This window comes from Streptomyces sp. HB132 (assembly GCF_016909575.1).
Lineage (GTDB): Bacteria > Actinomycetota > Actinomycetes > Streptomycetales > Streptomycetaceae > Streptomyces.
In genome coordinates, this window is the sequence record NZ_JAFBGA010000007.1 from 275424 (window position 1) to 290690 (window position 15267).

The window sequence follows — 15267 nt, forward strand, 5'->3', positions numbered from 1 at the left end:
GCTACTTCGTCAGCGCGTCGACGAGGGAGTCGGTGTACGCCTCCATGGAGAGGGGGCCGCCGAACATCCAGACGCCGTCGGGCAGCCGGTGCACGTCGCCGCCCTTCACGAAGGGGAGCGACTTCCAGACCGCGTTCTTCGCGAGGGGGCCGGTGAACGCGTCGCCGTCCGCGTCGTTCGCGACGTAGGTGAACTGGACGTCGCCGAGGCCGGTGAGGCCTTCGACGTCGGTGGTGGCGAGCCCGTAGCTCTCGTCGCCCTTCACGGTCCAGGCGTTCTTCAGGCCGAGCTTCTCGTTGACGGCCCCGAGAAGCGAACCGCCGGTGTAGGCGCGGATGGAGACCTGGTTCGACGCGACGTAGCCGTCGGCGGAGGCGATCTCGGCGCCGCCGAGACCCGCGTCCGCGAGGGCCTTCCTGCCCTCGGCGAGACTCGCTTCGAAGTCCTTCTTGAGGGTGTCCGCCTCGGCCTCCTTGCCGGTGGCCTTCGCGATGAGGTCGAGACCGTCCGTCATCGTGCCGATCTGGTCGGCGGCGTCGGCGGCCGTGATCTCCAGGACGGGGGCGACCTTGCGGAGCTGCTTCACCACCGCGGGCGAGAGGTCGCTGGTCGCGACGACGAGGTCGGGCGCGAGGGCCGCGACGGTGTCGATGCTCGGCTCGCCGCGTGTGCCGATGTCCTTGGGGTCACCGGTGAGCGGGGCCGCGGTGTTCCACGCGGTGTAGCCCTTCACGTCCGCGACGCCCACGGGTGCGACTCCGAGGGACACCAGGTCCTCGACCACGTTCCACTCGGTGGCGACCACCTTGGTCGCGGGGCCGTCGAGGGTGACCTTCGTGCCCTTGGTGTCGGTGAGCGTGATCTTCCCGGCGGGCTTGTCCGCGGCCGCGGAGTCGGCGGAGGAGGGCTCCGTGGTCCCGCAGGCGGCCAGGGAGAGTACGGCGACGGCGACGGAGGCCGTGGCGAAGAAGTGGCGTCTCATGGGGAGGTGCTGAGCCTTTCGGATCTGGAGTGGTGCCGGCCGATCGCGCGGGTGCGAAGCCGGCCGGTCGAGGGATCGGTGCCCACGTCGATGCGGATGCCGTAGACGTCCGACAGGAGTTCGGGCGTGAACACGTCCTCGGGCACACCGTCGGCGACGATGCGTCCGGCGCGCAGCAGGGCCACGCGGTCGGCGACGGCCGCGGCCTGGTCGAGGTCGTGGAGGACGACGCCCACGGCGATCCCGTGGTCGTCGGCGAGATCGCGTATCAGGTCGAGGAGTTCGACCTGATAGCGGAGATCGAGGTAGGTGGTCGGCTCGTCGAGGAGCAGCACTCCCGTCTCCTGTGCGAGACAGCTCGCGAGCCACACACGCTGGAGCTGTCCGCCGGAGAGCTGTTCGACACCACGGGCGGCGAGGTCCTCCACGCCGGTGAGGCCGAGCGCCCGGTCCACCGCGGCGGTGCCGCGCGGGTCCGGCCGGCCCCAACGGCCCCGGTAGGGGTAGCGGCCGAACTCGACGACGTCCCGGACGGTCAGTCCGCCCGGCGTGGACCGGGACTGCGTCAGGAGTGCGACGCGGCGTGCGAACTCGCGGGCGCCCAGCGCGAAGCCGTCCGTGGCCTCGTCCGTTCCCGCATCGACCGTGAGCGAGCCGGTGCGCGCCGTCTGGAGTCTGGCGAGCGTGCGCAACAGCGTCGACTTCCCGCTGCCGTTGGGTCCCACGAGTACGGTCACCTCGGCGGGCCGCAGGGTGATGGCCGCAGCGTGCACGACGTCGACCCGGCCGTACGCCACGGTCACCCCGTCGGCGGTCAGTCCATGGCCACGCGCACGCGGCACTCCGGCGACCACGGGGGCAGCCTCAGCACTGGAAGTGCTCTCACCAGCTCTCATGACCTTAGGTTAGCCTGCCCTTAGAGGCTGGTCGACGCTGCCCTCCCCTGAGAGAGGGGAACCGTCCGGCTCCTGAGCGCGGGTGATGGCGCCCGGCCATGGCTCGGACCGGGCGCGGACCCGGCGTTCGAGGCCCTCGGCGGGCCTGCTCCGGTCGATGCGGATACCTCGGTCGACCGCTTGGGGAGGCCCAGGGACTGCGGGGGTGCGGCATTCAGGCCCCGGCGCCCAACACTGCGACCCGCACGGGTTGGCCCTCGGAGCAGGGGCTGACGAACCCTCAGTGAAGTGAGGCTAACCTGAGCACACAACGAGGCGTCGGGGTGTCCGTGTTGGAGGGCGGCGTGCACGGTGTGCGCACCGTGCCTGTCGACAGCTCGGAGGGGAGCCCCGCTCGCCCGCATCGCAGCGGCAGCCCCTTTTCTTGGCGTGCCCGGCCTCCGGATTCCCCACACGACGGGAGCGACATGTCACAGGTTCCGCCTGACGACGCACCACGTGCGTCAGGCCGCAGGCCCCCCGCACTCGCCGCGCCGCCCCGACGTCGGCCGGAGGCGAGCCCTCGGTGAGCGGCACGGACACCCGCGTCGCCCCGGCCACCTTGCGTACGGCGGCGGGCGGCGAGTCCGGCCGTTGGCTCGCCGCCCGGTGTCGTGAAACGCCGTGGCTCACGGCGGCCACCGTGCTCACCACGGTGGCCGGGGCGGCTCTCCAGGTACTTCCGGTCCTCCTGATCGGCCGAGTGGTCGACGGCGTGGTCCAGGGCGACGGGCACTCGGTCCTGGTCAGGACCGGCGTTCTGATGGTGGCGGCCGCGCTGCTCGGCGCGGCCGCCACCGCGATGTCGACGTACCTGATCGGGCGGCTGGGTGCTGAAGTGCTCGCACAGTTGCGGGAAGCCGCCGTCCGGGCGGTTCTGGGGATGCCGAGCGCAAGGATCGAGCAGGTCGGCAGGGGTGACGTGCTGTCCCGGGTCGGCGACGACGTGGCCGTGCTGTCCAGGGGCATCCGCACGGCCGTCCCCACGGTGTTCACGGCAGGCGTGCTGGTCACCATCGCCACGGTCGGCATGTTCGGGCTCGACTGGCGGCTCGGCCTGGCGGGTGCCGGCGCGCTGCCCGCCTACGCCCTGGCCCTGCGCTGGTACCTCCCCCGGTCGGCCCCGCTCTACCGGCGACAGCGGGCAGCCCAGGGCGAACGGGCGCAGGCGTTGATCAGCGGTCTGAACGGGATCGACACCGTCCGGGCGTACCGACTCGAAGGCGAATTCCGCGAGCAGGTCACGGCCAGGTCGTGGCGCGTACGTGATCTCGGCATCGAGGTCTTCCGCATCTTCGGCCGGTTCGTAGGCAGGGAGAACCGGGCCGAGTTCATCGGGCTGGTCCTGATTCTCGTGGTGGGGTACGTCCTGCTGGAGACCGGCGCCGCGACCCTGGGCGAGGTGTCGGCGGCGCCGCTCATGTTCCACCGGCTGTTCACTCCGCTGGGAGCCATCATGTTCACCTTCGACGAGGCACAGAAGTCGGGCGCGAGCCTCACCCGGTTGGTCGGGGTGCTGGGGGAGCCCGCAGAGGACCGGCTGGTGGGCGACGCCTCGGTGGCGTCCGCGGACGCCACCGAGTACCCGGTGGAGGTGGAGGGGCTCACCTTCCGCTATCCCGGCTCCGAGGAGCCGGTTCTCCGGGACGTCAGCCTGACGATCCCGGCCGGCGGTTCGCTCGCCCTGGTGGGCGCCTCAGGCGCGGGCAAGTCGACCCTGGCCGCTCTGATCGCGGGCATCGGTACCCCGCAGGCCGGTTCGGTGCGTGTCGGGCCGGTGGACCTCGCCGGCCTCGACGAGGCCGGCGCACGGGCTCTGGTGAGCATCCTGACGCAGGAGACGCACGTGTTCTCCGGGCCGCTCGCGGACGATCTGCGGCTGGCCGCACCGCAGGCGAGTGACGCCGAACTGACGGACGCGCTGCGGACCGTCGGCGCCGATCAGTGGGCCGACGCACTCCCCGACGGCCTGGACACCGTGGTCGGCGAGCGCGGTCAGCGCCTGGACACCACGAAGGTCGCCCAGATCGCCCTGGCCCGGCTGGTGCTGAACCGGGCGCCGGTGGTGGTGCTCGACGAATCGACGGCGGAGGCGGGCAGCGAGGGTGCCGCCGAGCTGGAGAGGTCCGTGCGGGCCGCGTGCGCGGGCCGGACCACACTGTTCGTGGCGCACCGGCTGACCCAGGCGACGGCGGCGGACCGGATCGCCGTGCTGGACGCGGGACGCGTGGTGGAGGAGGGAACCCATGAAGAGCTGGTGGCCCTGGGCGGACCGTACGCGCGCCTGTGGCGTGCCTGGCGCGAGGGCAGTGAGACTCCGCCTGGCTCGGGCCGGTCCAACTCTCCTGCGCTGTGAGGACGCTGTGTCCTCGATGACGGATCCCACCGCTCGCTCCGCCCCGCTGTCCCGCACGACCCCGGACGGCCCGCGCGGGCGGACGGACACCACCGCGAAGCGGTCCTGCGATCCGCGACCCGCTCACCCTGCGAACCCCGGAAGCGACTGCCGGCGACTGTGATGACGACTCCTTATCCGCAGCGGCCCCGCCAGGGGGCCGACATCCTCCGGACCGCACTGCGCCGCAACGCCGGTGCCATGACCCGGGGCACCGTCCTGATGGGCCTCTACCAGGCAGGTGAGACCGCTTTCCCCATCGCGCTCGGCCTGATCGTCGAGCACTCCTTGCAGGAGCGCAGCCTCGGCTCGCTCGGCCTGTCCGTCGGTGCGCTCGCCGTGATCATCACGACCGTTTCCCTGTCGTGGCGGTTCGGGATGCGCGTCCTGCAGGAGGCCAACACGACAGAGGCGCACCGCTGGCGGGTGCGGGTCGCGGCCTGCGCACTCCAGCCGGTGGCCGGGGACGTCGATCTGAAGTCCGGCGAGGTGCTGACCATCGCGACCGAGGACGCCGATCAGACCGCCGACATCATCGAGGTGGTGCCGCTGCTGATCAGCTCGCTGGTCGCGGTGCTCGTCGCGGCGGTCGCGCTGGGCCTGGCCGACGTCCGGCTCGGCCTGCTGGTCATCGTGGGAACCGTCGCGATCCTCTCGGTCCTGAGCGTCATGTCCAAGCGGATCGGCACCGGCACCCGGGAACAGCAGGCCCGCGTGGCACGGGCCGGCGCCAAGGTCGCCGACCTGATCACCGGCCTGCGCCCGCTGCACGGGTTCGGCGGCAACCACGCCGCGTTCACGTCCTACCGTGAAATCAGTACGGACGCGAAGCGCCAGGCGGTCACCGTCGCCAAGGTGAACGGCGCGTACGCGGGTACCGCACTGGCCCTCAACGCGGTCCTGGCCGCCGCCGTCACGCTGACGGCGGGCTGGCTTGCCTTCGAGCACCGGATCACGATCGGTGAACTCGTCATGGCCGTGGGACTGGCGCAGTTCGTCATGGAACCGCTCAAGCTGTTCTCGGAGATGCCGAAGTACGTGATGACGGCGCGTGCGTCAGCCGAGCGGATGGCGCTGGTCCTGTCCGCGCCGCCGATGGCGACACCGGGGCGGGGCCGCCCCGCCGGGGGCGGGGGCCTGGAGATCGACTGCGTGCGTCACGGGTCCCTGCGCGAGCTGAAGTTCCACGTGAGCGCGGGCGAGTTCGTGGCGATCGCCGCCTACCAGCCGCGAGCGGCGGCCGACCTCGCGGCGATCCTGGCCGTGAACGTCCCGCCCCACGCGTACGGGGGAGCGGTACGGGTCGGCGGGCAGGAGATCGCGGACCTGGCGATCGAGGCGGTCCGCGAGCACATGCTGGTGAACCCGTACGACGCGGAGATCTTCGCGGGCACCCTCCGTACGAACATCGACCCGTCGGGCACCGGCCGGGCGGTCCCCGAGGCCGTGGAGGCGTCCATGCTGACCGACGTCGTGGCCCTCCACCGCGAAGGACTCGACCACGGCGTCCGCGACCGCGGCGCCAATCTCTCCGGGGGGCAGCGCCAACGGCTGTCCCTGGCCCGCGCCCTGGCCGCCGACAGCGACGTGCTGGTTCTCCACGACCCGACCACGGCTGTCGACGCGGTCACAGAACAGCTCATCGCCCGCAATCTCGCCGAGATGCGCCGGGGCCGCACCACTGTCGTGATCACCAGCAGCCCGGCCGTCCTGGACGCCGCCGACAGGGTGCTCGTCCTCGACGACGGCGTCATCACCACAGAGGGCACCCACCGCACCCTCCTTGCCACCGACGAGGCCTACTGCCGTGCGGTGGCGCGGTGAACGGCCCGAAACAACGGCCACGGAGGCCTCACGCCAAGCCTTCGGCGTTCCACGGCGGTTGAGGCCGGGGTGGCCGTGACCAGCGGTCGGGCTTCGCGTTCCCCCGGAAGGCGAGCCTGGCGCGAACGGTCTTGCCGGGGCCCGCACCGCGGGTCACGGTCAGCTCGGTGGTGAGGTGGCGGACCACGCGCCGGCCGAATCCCCCCTGCCACCGCCCAGGTCGGGAGCGCGCTCGCGCGGGGGGACCGGGCTCGGGTCACTCACCGCGGCGGTCACCGAGTCCTCGGTGGCCAAGAGTTCGAGTGTGCGGCGGCCACCGCCGTGACGCAGGGCGCTGGTCGTGAGCTCGGACACCACCAGGACGAGGGAGTCCGCCGTCGTGGGCTCCGGAGCCGGGACGGGACGGTCGGTGAAGGCGCGGCAGTCGTCGCGGGCCCGCTGGACGCTGTCCGAGCTGTCGCCCTGCACGAGGGGCACGGTCCGGTGTGCTGATGCGAGGGCGATCGTCCGGTCGTTCATTCGGTTTCACACCATCTGTTGTCTGTTGTGTCGTTTCGCGGTGTCTGGCGGCCTGCCCTCCCGGCTCGCCTCCATTCCTCCTGCGGTCCCGGAGCTCCGGGCGAGACTCTGGGTATGCCGGCTGAGTACGGGCACTCAGGCCCGCCGCGCGCTCCCGGACCACGATGGGATCACCACTTTCCGAGTCCAGGAGTACGTGTCGCATGCTCAGTCGCCTCGCCCATGCCCTGGTACCCGCCGTCGGTCGGCTGACGGTCACCACCGACAGCCGTGCCGCCTTCGCGCAGGGGAGCATCATCGCCGCCAACCACAGCTCCCTTGCCGACCCCGCCGTGGTCCTCGCGGCCCTGCGCCGCCTCGGCGTCGAGCCTGCCGTTCTGGCCGCCGCCGGTCTCTGGCGCATCCCCCTGCTCGGCCGTGCGCTCGCCCGTGAGGGACACATCCCCGTACACCGGCACGACGAACGCGCCGGTGACGCCCTCGACGGCGCCGCCGAAGCCCTCGCCCGGGGTCGCCTCGTCCTGATCTACGGCGAGGGCGGCATCCCGCTCCGCAAGGACGCGGGAGAGGCCGCCCCGGAAGCCTTCCGCAGCGGACTGGCCCGACTCGTGCACCGGACCGGAGCCCCCGTCATCCCACTGGGACAGGCCGGCTCCCGCCGTATCACGTCGGGCAGTTGGGCCAAGCAGATCGCGGGCCTGGGCACGGCCCCGCTGCGGAGACCCGGCCTCCATGTCCACGTGGGGGCGCCGATCACGCTGACGGGCGACCTGCCGAACCGCACCGTCCACGCCCGTGCGGCGGTGACCGCCGCGTGGCGGGAGGCTGCCGAACGTCTCGGCGAGCCCATCACCCTCGCCGCGTGAAGGTGGGACAGCGGCGGAGAGCTGCCTCGGCCGGGTACGCCCCGGGCATCCGGGGCGGGCGTCATCGCGTCACCGCGGCGGGTCGCTCCGGCCGGGCAGCGTCCCGCCGCGGATCGCGCGTGGGGAACCGCCGAGTTCGCGGTGGCACGCCTTGTTGAAGGCCTGGAGGTCGCTGATGCCCACCGAGCAGGCGATCGCCTGAATCGACATCGTCGACTCCCGCAGCAGGTGATCGGCGTGGTCCAGGCGGCGATTCCGGATGTAGGCCGCAACGGTCGAGCCGGTCTCGGCGCGGAAGAGGCGCGTCAGGTGGCTGTGGGAGACCCCGCTGCGCCGGGCGATCTCCGGCACCGTCAGCGGGGCGGCGAGATTGGCCTCGATATGAGCCATGGCCGAAGCGACCGCTCCGTGGGCGCCGCCCGGACGCTCACGTCCGGCAAGTCGCACGACCCGCCACAGCACCGTCCACATTTCGGCCGTCGCCTGGGCCGGTGCCCCCGGTTTGGCGGCGAGGGCCCGGCGCAACAGCCCCGAGACGACAGGGGCCTCCGTTCCGGCGTCCTGCATGACAGGCACCCGGTGGCACTCTCCGGCGTCCGCCACCTGCAGATGGGCGTACAGGTGTTCCGACCGGCCGCGGTAGTCGAAGGTCGCCTCGGTTCCCGGCGGGATCAGGCTCACCCGGCCGGGCCCGATGACATGCCGCCTGCCGCCGACGGTGAGGTGCCCGGTGTACCCGTACAGGTGCAACTGCCACAGGTCAGGCAGCCGGAAGACGTCACGCAGACCGCTGACGCCGTGCACGCCCACTCCGATGTTCACCACGCCGGGAGGTTCGGCCAGGGACAGCGAAACCCGTTCCATGACGAAAATCTACCAGTGGAGGGCGAACAGGACCCATGTCCTGACCGCGGCGTGATCCTACGGTTGCCACATGACGACCAGAGCACACCTTCTGACTTCGGTCCAGGTCGCACGCTTCGTCGCGAGCGGATCCCTGCGCATGGACGCGGTGGTGCCGCCGGAGATGAACGAGCAGGCGGTGGGGGTCCTGGACGCGGGGATACCTCCGGTGCCCCACGGGACGCCGCTCGCGGAGGCGTTCCCCCCAGGATCCTTCGCAGAGCGGCTGACCTCGCTGCCGACCGTGGCCGGAGCGATCCGGAGCCTCGTGGGTCCTGAACCGACCGTCGACCACCACGCCGTCCACGTACGGGAACCGCACCAGGGTTTCGCCCAGCCGCTGCACGGCGACGCCATCATCGACGTTCGTCCGGACGCCTTCGACATCCAGCTCATGTACTACCCGCACGAGGTCACCGCGGACATGGGCGGCACCCTCAGCGTGCCCGGCAGCCACCTGCGCCGCACCAACGAGACCGACACGGGCCGCTACCAGAACCTTCGGGGCCAGACCCGGCTCGTGTGCCCGGCCGGCACGGTCGTCCTCCTCCACCACGGCATCTGGCACGGCGGGCGCCGGAACGACAGCGACGTGCCCCGGTACATGTTCAAGATCCGGTTCAACCCGACGGTGCCGCAGGTCCGGCTCTGGGACACCGACGACCTCGGCGACCCGCAGGTGGAGAGCGAACTCCGGGCCGGCTTCGACTGGTACGAGGCGGCCGCCGGCCGTCTGGAGGTCCACAACCGGGTTCTCCTCTGGCGGGCGCTCACCGGCGACGACACCTTCGACATCGACTACTGGGTCACACGGGTCAACAACCGGCCGGCCCTGGGGAGCCACGCATGAGACAGCAGGTCCTGATCCTCTTCCTGGCCAACTCGGCGCTCGACGCGGACGTGGTCGGCTGGTCCGCCTACGACGGCACCGGCCGGACCCGTCCGACCACGGGCGACGGCGACGAGCCGCCCTACGGGACCGGCCTGGACGCCCTGCTCGACGGCTGGCGCCTGATCCAGGCCTCCCAGCTGATCCCGCCGCAGCCAGGACACGAGTACGACACGTCCTTCCTCAAACACGAGTTCATCTTCGAGAAGCTGCACCAGGACCCCGGGACGGAGGAGGCCTGATCGCGGAGGGGCAGGCCGTGCGACGGGGCCTCGCGGGTGCCCCGTCGCACGAGTGGGACCTGCCACCGTCGAGGACACCGGAGCGGCCTGCGGTGCGGGCGCCGGGAATCGACCTCGGCGCGGAGGCCGGGGGTGGCGACCCCGCTGCGGGCCGTTCGCGGACGGCATGTCGCCCAGGAATGGGACGGGTTCGGCTCTCCCGGACCGAACGCGTCGTGGCCGGCGGCTTGCACGCCGCCCGGCAGCCTCCGGAATCATGGGTCCGGGCGCCGCACCACGCACACGGCCCCATGACGCGAACGAGAGGACCCCGTGGCCGACCCCAGGAACTACATCATCGAGTCGTTGGACACCGGGCTGCGGCTCATGCGGCTCTTCCTCACCCATGACACCCTGTCGGTCACCGAAGCGGCCCGTGAGCTGGAAGTGGCCCGCTCCACCGCGCACCGCGTGCTCAGCACCCTCGAGTCGCGCGGCTTCGCGACCCGCGACACCTCGGGCCGGGGCTACTCCGCAGGACCCGAGCTGGTCACCCTGGGCCGCCCGGCCGGATACGACCCCGGGACCAGGGCCCGCCTCCAGGTGGTGCTCGACGCGGCCGCGGCGGCGACCGGGGAGACGATCAGTGCCGCCGCCCTGATCGGCGACCAGGTGATCATCACGGACGGCCGTGAGTCGCCGCACCCCGTGCGCGCCGTGCTGGAGACCGGCCGTGCCCACCCCGCGCACGCCACCTCGGCGGGCAAGGTCCTGCTCGCCCGGCTGACCACCGATCAGGTATGCGCCCTCTACCCGCAGGAGCGGCTGCCCGGGGTCACCGGCCGCACCCAGACCTTTCGTACCGGGCTGCTCGCCGAACTCGCCGGGGTCCGCGCCCTGGGCCGGGCGGAGAGTGCCGGCGAGTCGGTACCTGGGATGAACGCCGTCGCCGTGCCGCTCGCGGGCAGCAGTTGGCGCGACAGGCTCGCCCTGATGGCAACCATGCCGGCGGACCGTGGCGGTGAATCCGAACTGGCCCGCCACGCCGTGGCGCTGCGGAGCGCCGCGGTGCTGCTGCCACCCCCGTCCGCCTGAACCGCGGCCAGCCCGTTCCGCCACGCCGCTCTGCCTTCACCGCATCCGGAGGGGAACCGCTCACCTACGGGCACGCGTCTCTCCATCCTCCCGGCAGGCGGCCATCCGGACCTGAAGCCGGTGCCGTTCCCGCCCACTCCGTCTCCGCGGCCGACGTCGCGGTGACGGTCGGCGCGATGGGTCCGACCGGTCCCCGTCGCAGGTCCGGCCGCTCTCGCGCTACCCCCTGTACGACCGCCGGACGGTCCGTGACGCACGGGCGGGTACTCCCTGGCCGCCCCCGACGGCCCACCGGATGAGCGGAGTTGGCGACGTACCAGGCTTGCGCAAAAGTCTGGAAGAACTTGCAGAGATCCTTGACGACAGCACATACGGAGCGGCAGGCTCCCAATCGTTCCCCCCACGGCAGCCCGGCGCGTGGCTGTCTTCGAGGGCACAGCCGTGCCCTGTCGTCGAAGGAGCCGCACATGCAGCACCGATCCCGCCTGATCGGCGGAACACTGGCCGGAGTCATGACAGTCGCCGGGCTCACCACGCTCGCCCCCTGGCAGTCACAGGCGACGCCGCCGGGCGAAAAGACCGTCACCGTCACCATGTTCGAGCGGCCGTACGCGGAAGTGGCGTCCGCCTGCACCGGCACGCTCGGCCCCGCAGGATACGGCTACGTGCAGGTGTCACCCGCCACCGAGCACATCCAGGGCGACCAGTGGTGGACCTCGTACCAGCCGGTCAGCTACAGGATCGCGGGCCGGCTGGGTGACCGTGACGCGTTCGCCGGCATGGTGAAGGCATGTCACGCCGCCGGCGTCAAGGTCATCGCCGACGCCGTCGTCAACCACATGGCCGCCGGTTCCGGGACGGGCACGGGCGGCACGGCTTACACGAAGTACGACTACCCCGGCTACTTCGAGGATGCGGACTTCCACACCTGCCGCGCCGACATCAAGGACTACGCGAACCGCGGTGACGTACAGAACTGCGAACTGGTCGGGCTGTCCGACCTGGACACCGGCAAGGACGAAGTCCGCTCAACCATCGCCGCGTACCTCGACGACCTGCGGTCGTTGGGAGTCGACGGCTTCCGCATAGACGCGGCCAAGCACATGGCCGCCGACGATGTCGCCGCCATCAAGGGGAAGATGAGCGATCCGGGATTCTGGGTGTCGGAAGTCATCCACGGGGGTGGCGAAGCCGTGCAGCCCGAGGAGTACGCGGGTATCGGCGACGTCGACGAGTTCCGGTACGGGGGGCACCTCAGGAGTGCCTTTCAGGGGGGCGGCCTCGCGCAGCTGAGGTCCGTCGCCGAAGGCAAGCTGAGCAGCGCCTCGGCGCGTACGTTCGTCGACAACTGGGACACCGAACGCAACGGGTCGACGCTGACCTACAAGGACGGTTCGGCCTACACCCTCGCCAACGTCTTCATGCTCGCCTCACCGTACGGTTCCCCGAACGTGTACTCGGGCTACGAGTGGTCCGACAAGGACGCCGGACCGCCGAGCGGCACAGACGGCTGGACGGACACACACGCTCAGCGGGCGATCACCGGACTGGTCGGTTTCCGCAACGAGGTGGGCCCGGCCGAGCTGACCGACTGGTGGGACGACGGCGGGAGCGCGATCGCCTTCGGCCGTGGTGACAAGGGATTCGTCGCCGTCAACAACGGGGACGGTGCCCTCGCCGAGACCCTCGCGACCTCCCTGCCCGGTGGCACGTACTGCAACGTCGCCGCGGCGGCGCCGGACGACTGCGACGGCAACACCGTCACGGTCGGCTCCGACGGCACCCTCCAGGCAGAGGTGCCGGCCCGCGCGGCACTGGCCCTGCACACCGGAGCCCGGACGGACTGACACACGACCGGGACACACCTCACACGGACGACGGCGCGCAGGACGGGCATGCTCCGCCCCGCGCGTCGTGGCCGGACCGGTCCACCGAACCGGAGCCCTGCCACCCTCCCTGAACCGAAAGGCGCGACCAGCTCATGCGCAAGCCGACCGACGTTCTCGTGCTGGGTGGTGCGGGGGTGGACACCATCGTCCATGTCCCCGAACTACCGCTGCCCTTCGCCGACAGCTACATGATCCGGCCGGGCATCGAGACCCGCGCGGGACAGAGCGGGGACTTCGTCGCGCTCGGGCTCCACTCCCTCGGCCTGCGTACGCACCACCTCGACATGATCGGCCACGACCACGAGGGCGACCTCGTCCGCGCCTTCCACCGTGACCGCGGCATCCCGCTGACGGAGGTCCTCCTGCCGGGCGGCACCAAACGCGCGGTCAACCTCGTCGGTCCTGACGGGCGACGGCTGTCCCTCTACGACGCCGCCCGGTCCGGCGACGCGGACCGCTTCGAGGAGTCGACGGTCCGCGAGCTCGCCGCGGGCACACGCCACGCCCACGTCGTCATCACGCACCCGTGCGCCTACACCCTGCCGGTGCTCGGTGAGGCCGGTGTGACCATCTCCACCGACCTGCACGACTGGGACGGCGTCGACCCCTACCACGAAGCGTTCGCCCTCCACGCGGACCTCGTGTTCCTGTCCACCACCGCGCTGTCCGATCCCGAACGCACCATGCGCGACATCGCGGCACGGGGGAGGGCCCATATCGTCGTCGCGACCGCGGGTGCCGACGGGGCGTACCTGCTGTACGACGGCGAGCTGACGCACACGCCCGCCGCCACACCTCCCGCTCCGGTGGTGGACTCCAACGGCGCAGGCGACGCCTTCGCCTCCGCGTTCCTCCTCGGCCTGCTGAACGGCGAGCACCCGGGACGCTGCGCACTGTACGGGACCGTGGCCGGCGCCCACGCCTGCACCGTGTCCGCGACGCGTACCGACGCCATCGGCCGGGATGAGCTTCTCGCCAGGGTCACCGGGATCGAGCGGCAGCGGACGGCGGATCTGCGGGGAGACGCCCAAGGGCCCTTTTCTCAGGGCAGCACGCGATAGGCCACCGTGGGTGACGGAGTCCGCTTGTCGCGACTCCACCTGCTCCAGGTGCAGGGGCGGTACCCCGTCGAACAGCCGTGTGCCGGCGCCGAGGGTGAACGGCACGATGCGCAGCCGCAGCTCATCGATCAAGCCCGCCGCGAGGTACTGGTCGACGGTGGTCGCGCCCCCGTGGACCGAGTGCCGCCATCCATCGGCTGAGGACCGCGCGGCTGGTGGGTGAGTACGAAGACCGGTGCGCGAAACGGCAGATCATCGCCCCACCAGCCCTTCCACCGCCGGTCCCACGCGCCGCGTACGGGCCCGAACATGTTGCGCCCCATGATGAAGGCTCCGACCGTGGTCAGGCGGTCGAGCTCGACCTGCCGCTGCTCAGGGGTCTCGAACATCCAGGCGTGCAGTCTGCCGCCTCAGCCATCGCTCGCATCGTCACCGAACGGACGCTGCTCGGTCTGGTCGGGACCGGCCGCGTACCCGTCGACGGAGACGGAGAGGTCGCAGATCACCTTGCTCGGACGCTCCGTCACTGTGCCGTCCTCGTCGTGGGGCGTTCGGCCGTCCGCGCGGTGGGCCGCCGATCCGTTCACTATCGAAGGCACACCGCATCGGGCGCGCGAACTCGCCGTTTCGAAAGAATGTCGGAACAACGGAAACGGTCGAACGTTCTTCGCCGTGCAACGGGCCCCGGAGGACTTGCCGGTGACAGGCCGACCCGGGGGACGGGCCTCCGGGCCGGTGAAGGAAGATGAGCGGTGGATCTTCCTTCCCGATGTCTGACACCTGGAGACAAGAGTGACCGGCCGCGCCCATTCCCTGTTCTTCCGCCGTGGGCGCGTGGTCGCCGGTGTTGCGACGGGCCTCGCCTCCGCCCTCGCGGTGGGCGTGCTGGCGGGCTGCTCCGCCGAGGGCGGGGAGTCCGGCGCCGCCGAACTCCCCCTGCGGACCAAGGCTGCCGACGTCCTCCTGCCGACGGCAGGCATGATGTTCGACTATCAGATCGGGGGCGGCTACACGCCGCCCGACGGCGTGCGGGCGGTGTCCCGCGACCGCGAGGACGAGTCGGTACCCGGTCAGTACAACGTCTGCTACGTCAACGCCTTCCAGGTCCAGCCCGGCGCACTGGACTGGTGGCAGGACACCCACCCGGACCTCCTGCTGCGCGACGGTGACGGGGAACTGGTCATCGACGAGGGATGGGGCGAAGCTCTCCTGGACACCTCCACGGCCGCCCGGCGCACCCAGCTCGCGGAGATCGTCGGGAAGTGGATCGACGGCTGCGCGAAAAACGGCTTCCAGGCGGTGGAACCGGACAACCTCGACTCCTTCGAACGGTCGAAGGGCAAGCTCACGCAGGATCACAACGCCGCGTTCGCGAAGGCACTTGCCGCGCGTGCCCACAGCGACGGCCTGGCGATCGGCCAGAAGAACACCACCGACCTGCTCGACCGCCATGCCGCGATCGGCTTCGACTTCGCGGTGACCGAGGAATGCGCCCAGTTCGACGAATGCGATGCGTACGCCGACGCGTACGACGACCGGGTCTTCGCGATCGAATACGAGGGTGAGGGCGACGTGGGCTTCGACGAGACCTGTTCCGCCTGGGGCGACAGGATCTCCCTCGTCCTGCGAGACCTCGATGTGCTCCCCGCGAGTGAGAAGGGGCACGTGTTCCGGACCTGCTGACTCCG

Annotated in this window: 13 protein-coding genes and 1 pseudogene; 9 read left to right on the forward strand and 5 right to left on the reverse strand. The window is 71.3% G+C overall.

Annotation, left to right across the window (positions count from 1 at the left end; all coding sequences use genetic code 11):
• Position 1 precedes the first annotated feature (1 nt).
• On the reverse strand, positions 2 to 982 hold the full coding sequence (locus JOC24_RS18230) for an ABC transporter substrate-binding protein (protein ID WP_205021378.1): 981 nt from the start codon (positions 980 to 982) through the stop codon (positions 2 to 4).
• On the reverse strand, positions 979 to 1878 hold the full coding sequence (locus JOC24_RS18235; protein ID WP_205021379.1) for an ABC transporter ATP-binding protein: 900 nt from the start codon (positions 1876 to 1878) through the stop codon (positions 979 to 981). The genes JOC24_RS18230 and JOC24_RS18235 overlap by 4 nt, the downstream gene beginning before the upstream one ends.
• Positions 1879 to 2443: 565 nt before the next feature.
• Between JOC24_RS18235 and JOC24_RS18240 the strand changes: the two genes are divergently transcribed.
• Both JOC24_RS18240 and JOC24_RS18245 read left to right on the forward strand, forming a co-directional pair.
• On the forward strand, positions 2444 to 4273 hold the full coding sequence (locus JOC24_RS18240) for an ABC transporter ATP-binding protein (protein ID WP_205021380.1): 1830 nt from the start codon (positions 2444 to 2446) through the stop codon (positions 4271 to 4273).
• Positions 4274 to 4435: 162 nt separating this feature from the next.
• Complete coding sequence (locus JOC24_RS18245; protein WP_205021381.1) at positions 4436 to 6136, forward strand: ABC transporter ATP-binding protein; 1701 nt, start codon at positions 4436 to 4438, stop codon at positions 6134 to 6136.
• A gap of 159 nt (positions 6137 to 6295) precedes the next feature.
• On the opposite strand, the gene JOC24_RS18250 is transcribed toward JOC24_RS18245, so the two are convergent.
• A complete protein-coding gene (locus JOC24_RS18250) occupies positions 6296 to 6655 on the reverse strand; it encodes an ATP-binding protein (protein WP_307792723.1) in 360 nt (119 codons plus the stop codon).
• A gap of 203 nt (positions 6656 to 6858) precedes the next feature.
• On the opposite strand from JOC24_RS18250, the gene JOC24_RS18255 reads away from it, so the two are divergent.
• Positions 6859 to 7521: a lysophospholipid acyltransferase family protein gene (locus tag JOC24_RS18255; protein ID WP_205021382.1), complete on the forward strand. Its 663-nt coding sequence runs from the start codon at positions 6859 to 6861 to the stop codon at positions 7519 to 7521.
• A gap of 69 nt (positions 7522 to 7590) precedes the next feature.
• On the opposite strand, the gene JOC24_RS18260 is transcribed toward JOC24_RS18255, so the two are convergent.
• Positions 7591 to 8385 (reverse strand): AraC family transcriptional regulator, encoded by a 795-nt coding sequence (locus tag JOC24_RS18260; RefSeq protein ID WP_205021383.1) that lies wholly within the window; start codon positions 8383 to 8385, stop codon positions 7591 to 7593.
• 70 nt (positions 8386 to 8455) lie between these two features.
• Here JOC24_RS18260 and JOC24_RS18265 point away from each other — a divergent pair, with 70 nt between their 5' ends.
• The 5 genes from JOC24_RS18265 to JOC24_RS18285 all read left to right on the forward strand — a co-directional run bounded on the left by JOC24_RS18265 (position 8456) and on the right by JOC24_RS18285 (position 13579).
• Positions 8456 to 9274 (forward strand): phytanoyl-CoA dioxygenase family protein, encoded by an 819-nt coding sequence (locus JOC24_RS18265; RefSeq protein WP_205021384.1) that lies wholly within the window; start codon positions 8456 to 8458, stop codon positions 9272 to 9274.
• A complete protein-coding gene (locus tag JOC24_RS18270; RefSeq protein WP_205021385.1) occupies positions 9271 to 9555 on the forward strand; it encodes a hypothetical protein in 285 nt (94 codons plus the stop codon). The genes JOC24_RS18265 and JOC24_RS18270 overlap by 4 nt, the downstream gene beginning before the upstream one ends.
• 312 nt (positions 9556 to 9867) lie before the next feature.
• A complete protein-coding gene (locus tag JOC24_RS18275) occupies positions 9868 to 10629 on the forward strand; it encodes an IclR family transcriptional regulator (protein WP_205021386.1) in 762 nt (253 codons plus the stop codon).
• Positions 10630 to 11096: 467 nt separating this feature from the next.
• Entirely contained in the window at positions 11097 to 12476 is a 1380-nt protein-coding gene (locus tag JOC24_RS18280; RefSeq protein ID WP_205021387.1) for an alpha-amylase, read from the forward strand.
• A 134-nt stretch (positions 12477 to 12610) separates the two neighbouring features.
• On the forward strand, positions 12611 to 13579 hold the full coding sequence (locus JOC24_RS18285; protein WP_205021388.1) for an adenosine kinase: 969 nt from the start codon (positions 12611 to 12613) through the stop codon (positions 13577 to 13579).
• Here JOC24_RS18285 and JOC24_RS18290 read toward each other — a convergent pair.
• Positions 13561 to 14106 (reverse strand): annotated as a pseudogene (locus tag JOC24_RS18290) (dihydrofolate reductase family protein). The gene JOC24_RS18285 and the pseudogene JOC24_RS18290 overlap by 19 nt on opposite strands.
• Positions 14107 to 14371: 265 nt before the next feature.
• Between JOC24_RS18290 and JOC24_RS18295 the strand changes: the two are divergent.
• Positions 14372 to 15262 carry an endo alpha-1,4 polygalactosaminidase gene (locus JOC24_RS18295; RefSeq protein WP_205021389.1) on the forward strand — a complete coding sequence of 297 codons (891 nt, stop codon included), beginning with the start codon at positions 14372 to 14374 and terminating at the stop codon, positions 15260 to 15262.
• The last annotated feature ends 5 nt before the right edge of the window (positions 15263 to 15267 follow it).

Coding starts and splice junctions, on each gene's coding strand:
- JOC24_RS18230 (WP_205021378.1), bottom strand. CDS start 982: ATGAGACGCCACTTCTTCGCCACGGCCTCCGTCGCCGTCGCCGTACTC.
- JOC24_RS18260 (WP_205021383.1), bottom strand. CDS start 8,385: ATGGAACGGGTTTCGCTGTCCCTGGCCGAACCTCCCGGCGTGGTGAAC.
- JOC24_RS18280 (WP_205021387.1), top strand. CDS start 11,097: ATGCAGCACCGATCCCGCCTGATCGGCGGAACACTGGCCGGAGTCATG.
- JOC24_RS18245 (WP_205021381.1), top strand. CDS start 4,436: ATGACGACTCCTTATCCGCAGCGGCCCCGCCAGGGGGCCGACATCCTC.
- JOC24_RS18270 (WP_205021385.1), top strand. CDS start 9,271: ATGAGACAGCAGGTCCTGATCCTCTTCCTGGCCAACTCGGCGCTCGAC.
- JOC24_RS18285 (WP_205021388.1), top strand. CDS start 12,611: ATGCGCAAGCCGACCGACGTTCTCGTGCTGGGTGGTGCGGGGGTGGAC.
- JOC24_RS18235 (WP_205021379.1), bottom strand. CDS start 1,878: ATGAGAGCTGGTGAGAGCACTTCCAGTGCTGAGGCTGCCCCCGTGGTC.
- JOC24_RS18250 (WP_307792723.1), bottom strand. CDS start 6,655: ATGAACGACCGGACGATCGCCCTCGCATCAGCACACCGGACCGTGCCC.
- JOC24_RS18265 (WP_205021384.1), top strand. CDS start 8,456: ATGACGACCAGAGCACACCTTCTGACTTCGGTCCAGGTCGCACGCTTC.
- JOC24_RS18255 (WP_205021382.1), top strand. CDS start 6,859: ATGCTCAGTCGCCTCGCCCATGCCCTGGTACCCGCCGTCGGTCGGCTG.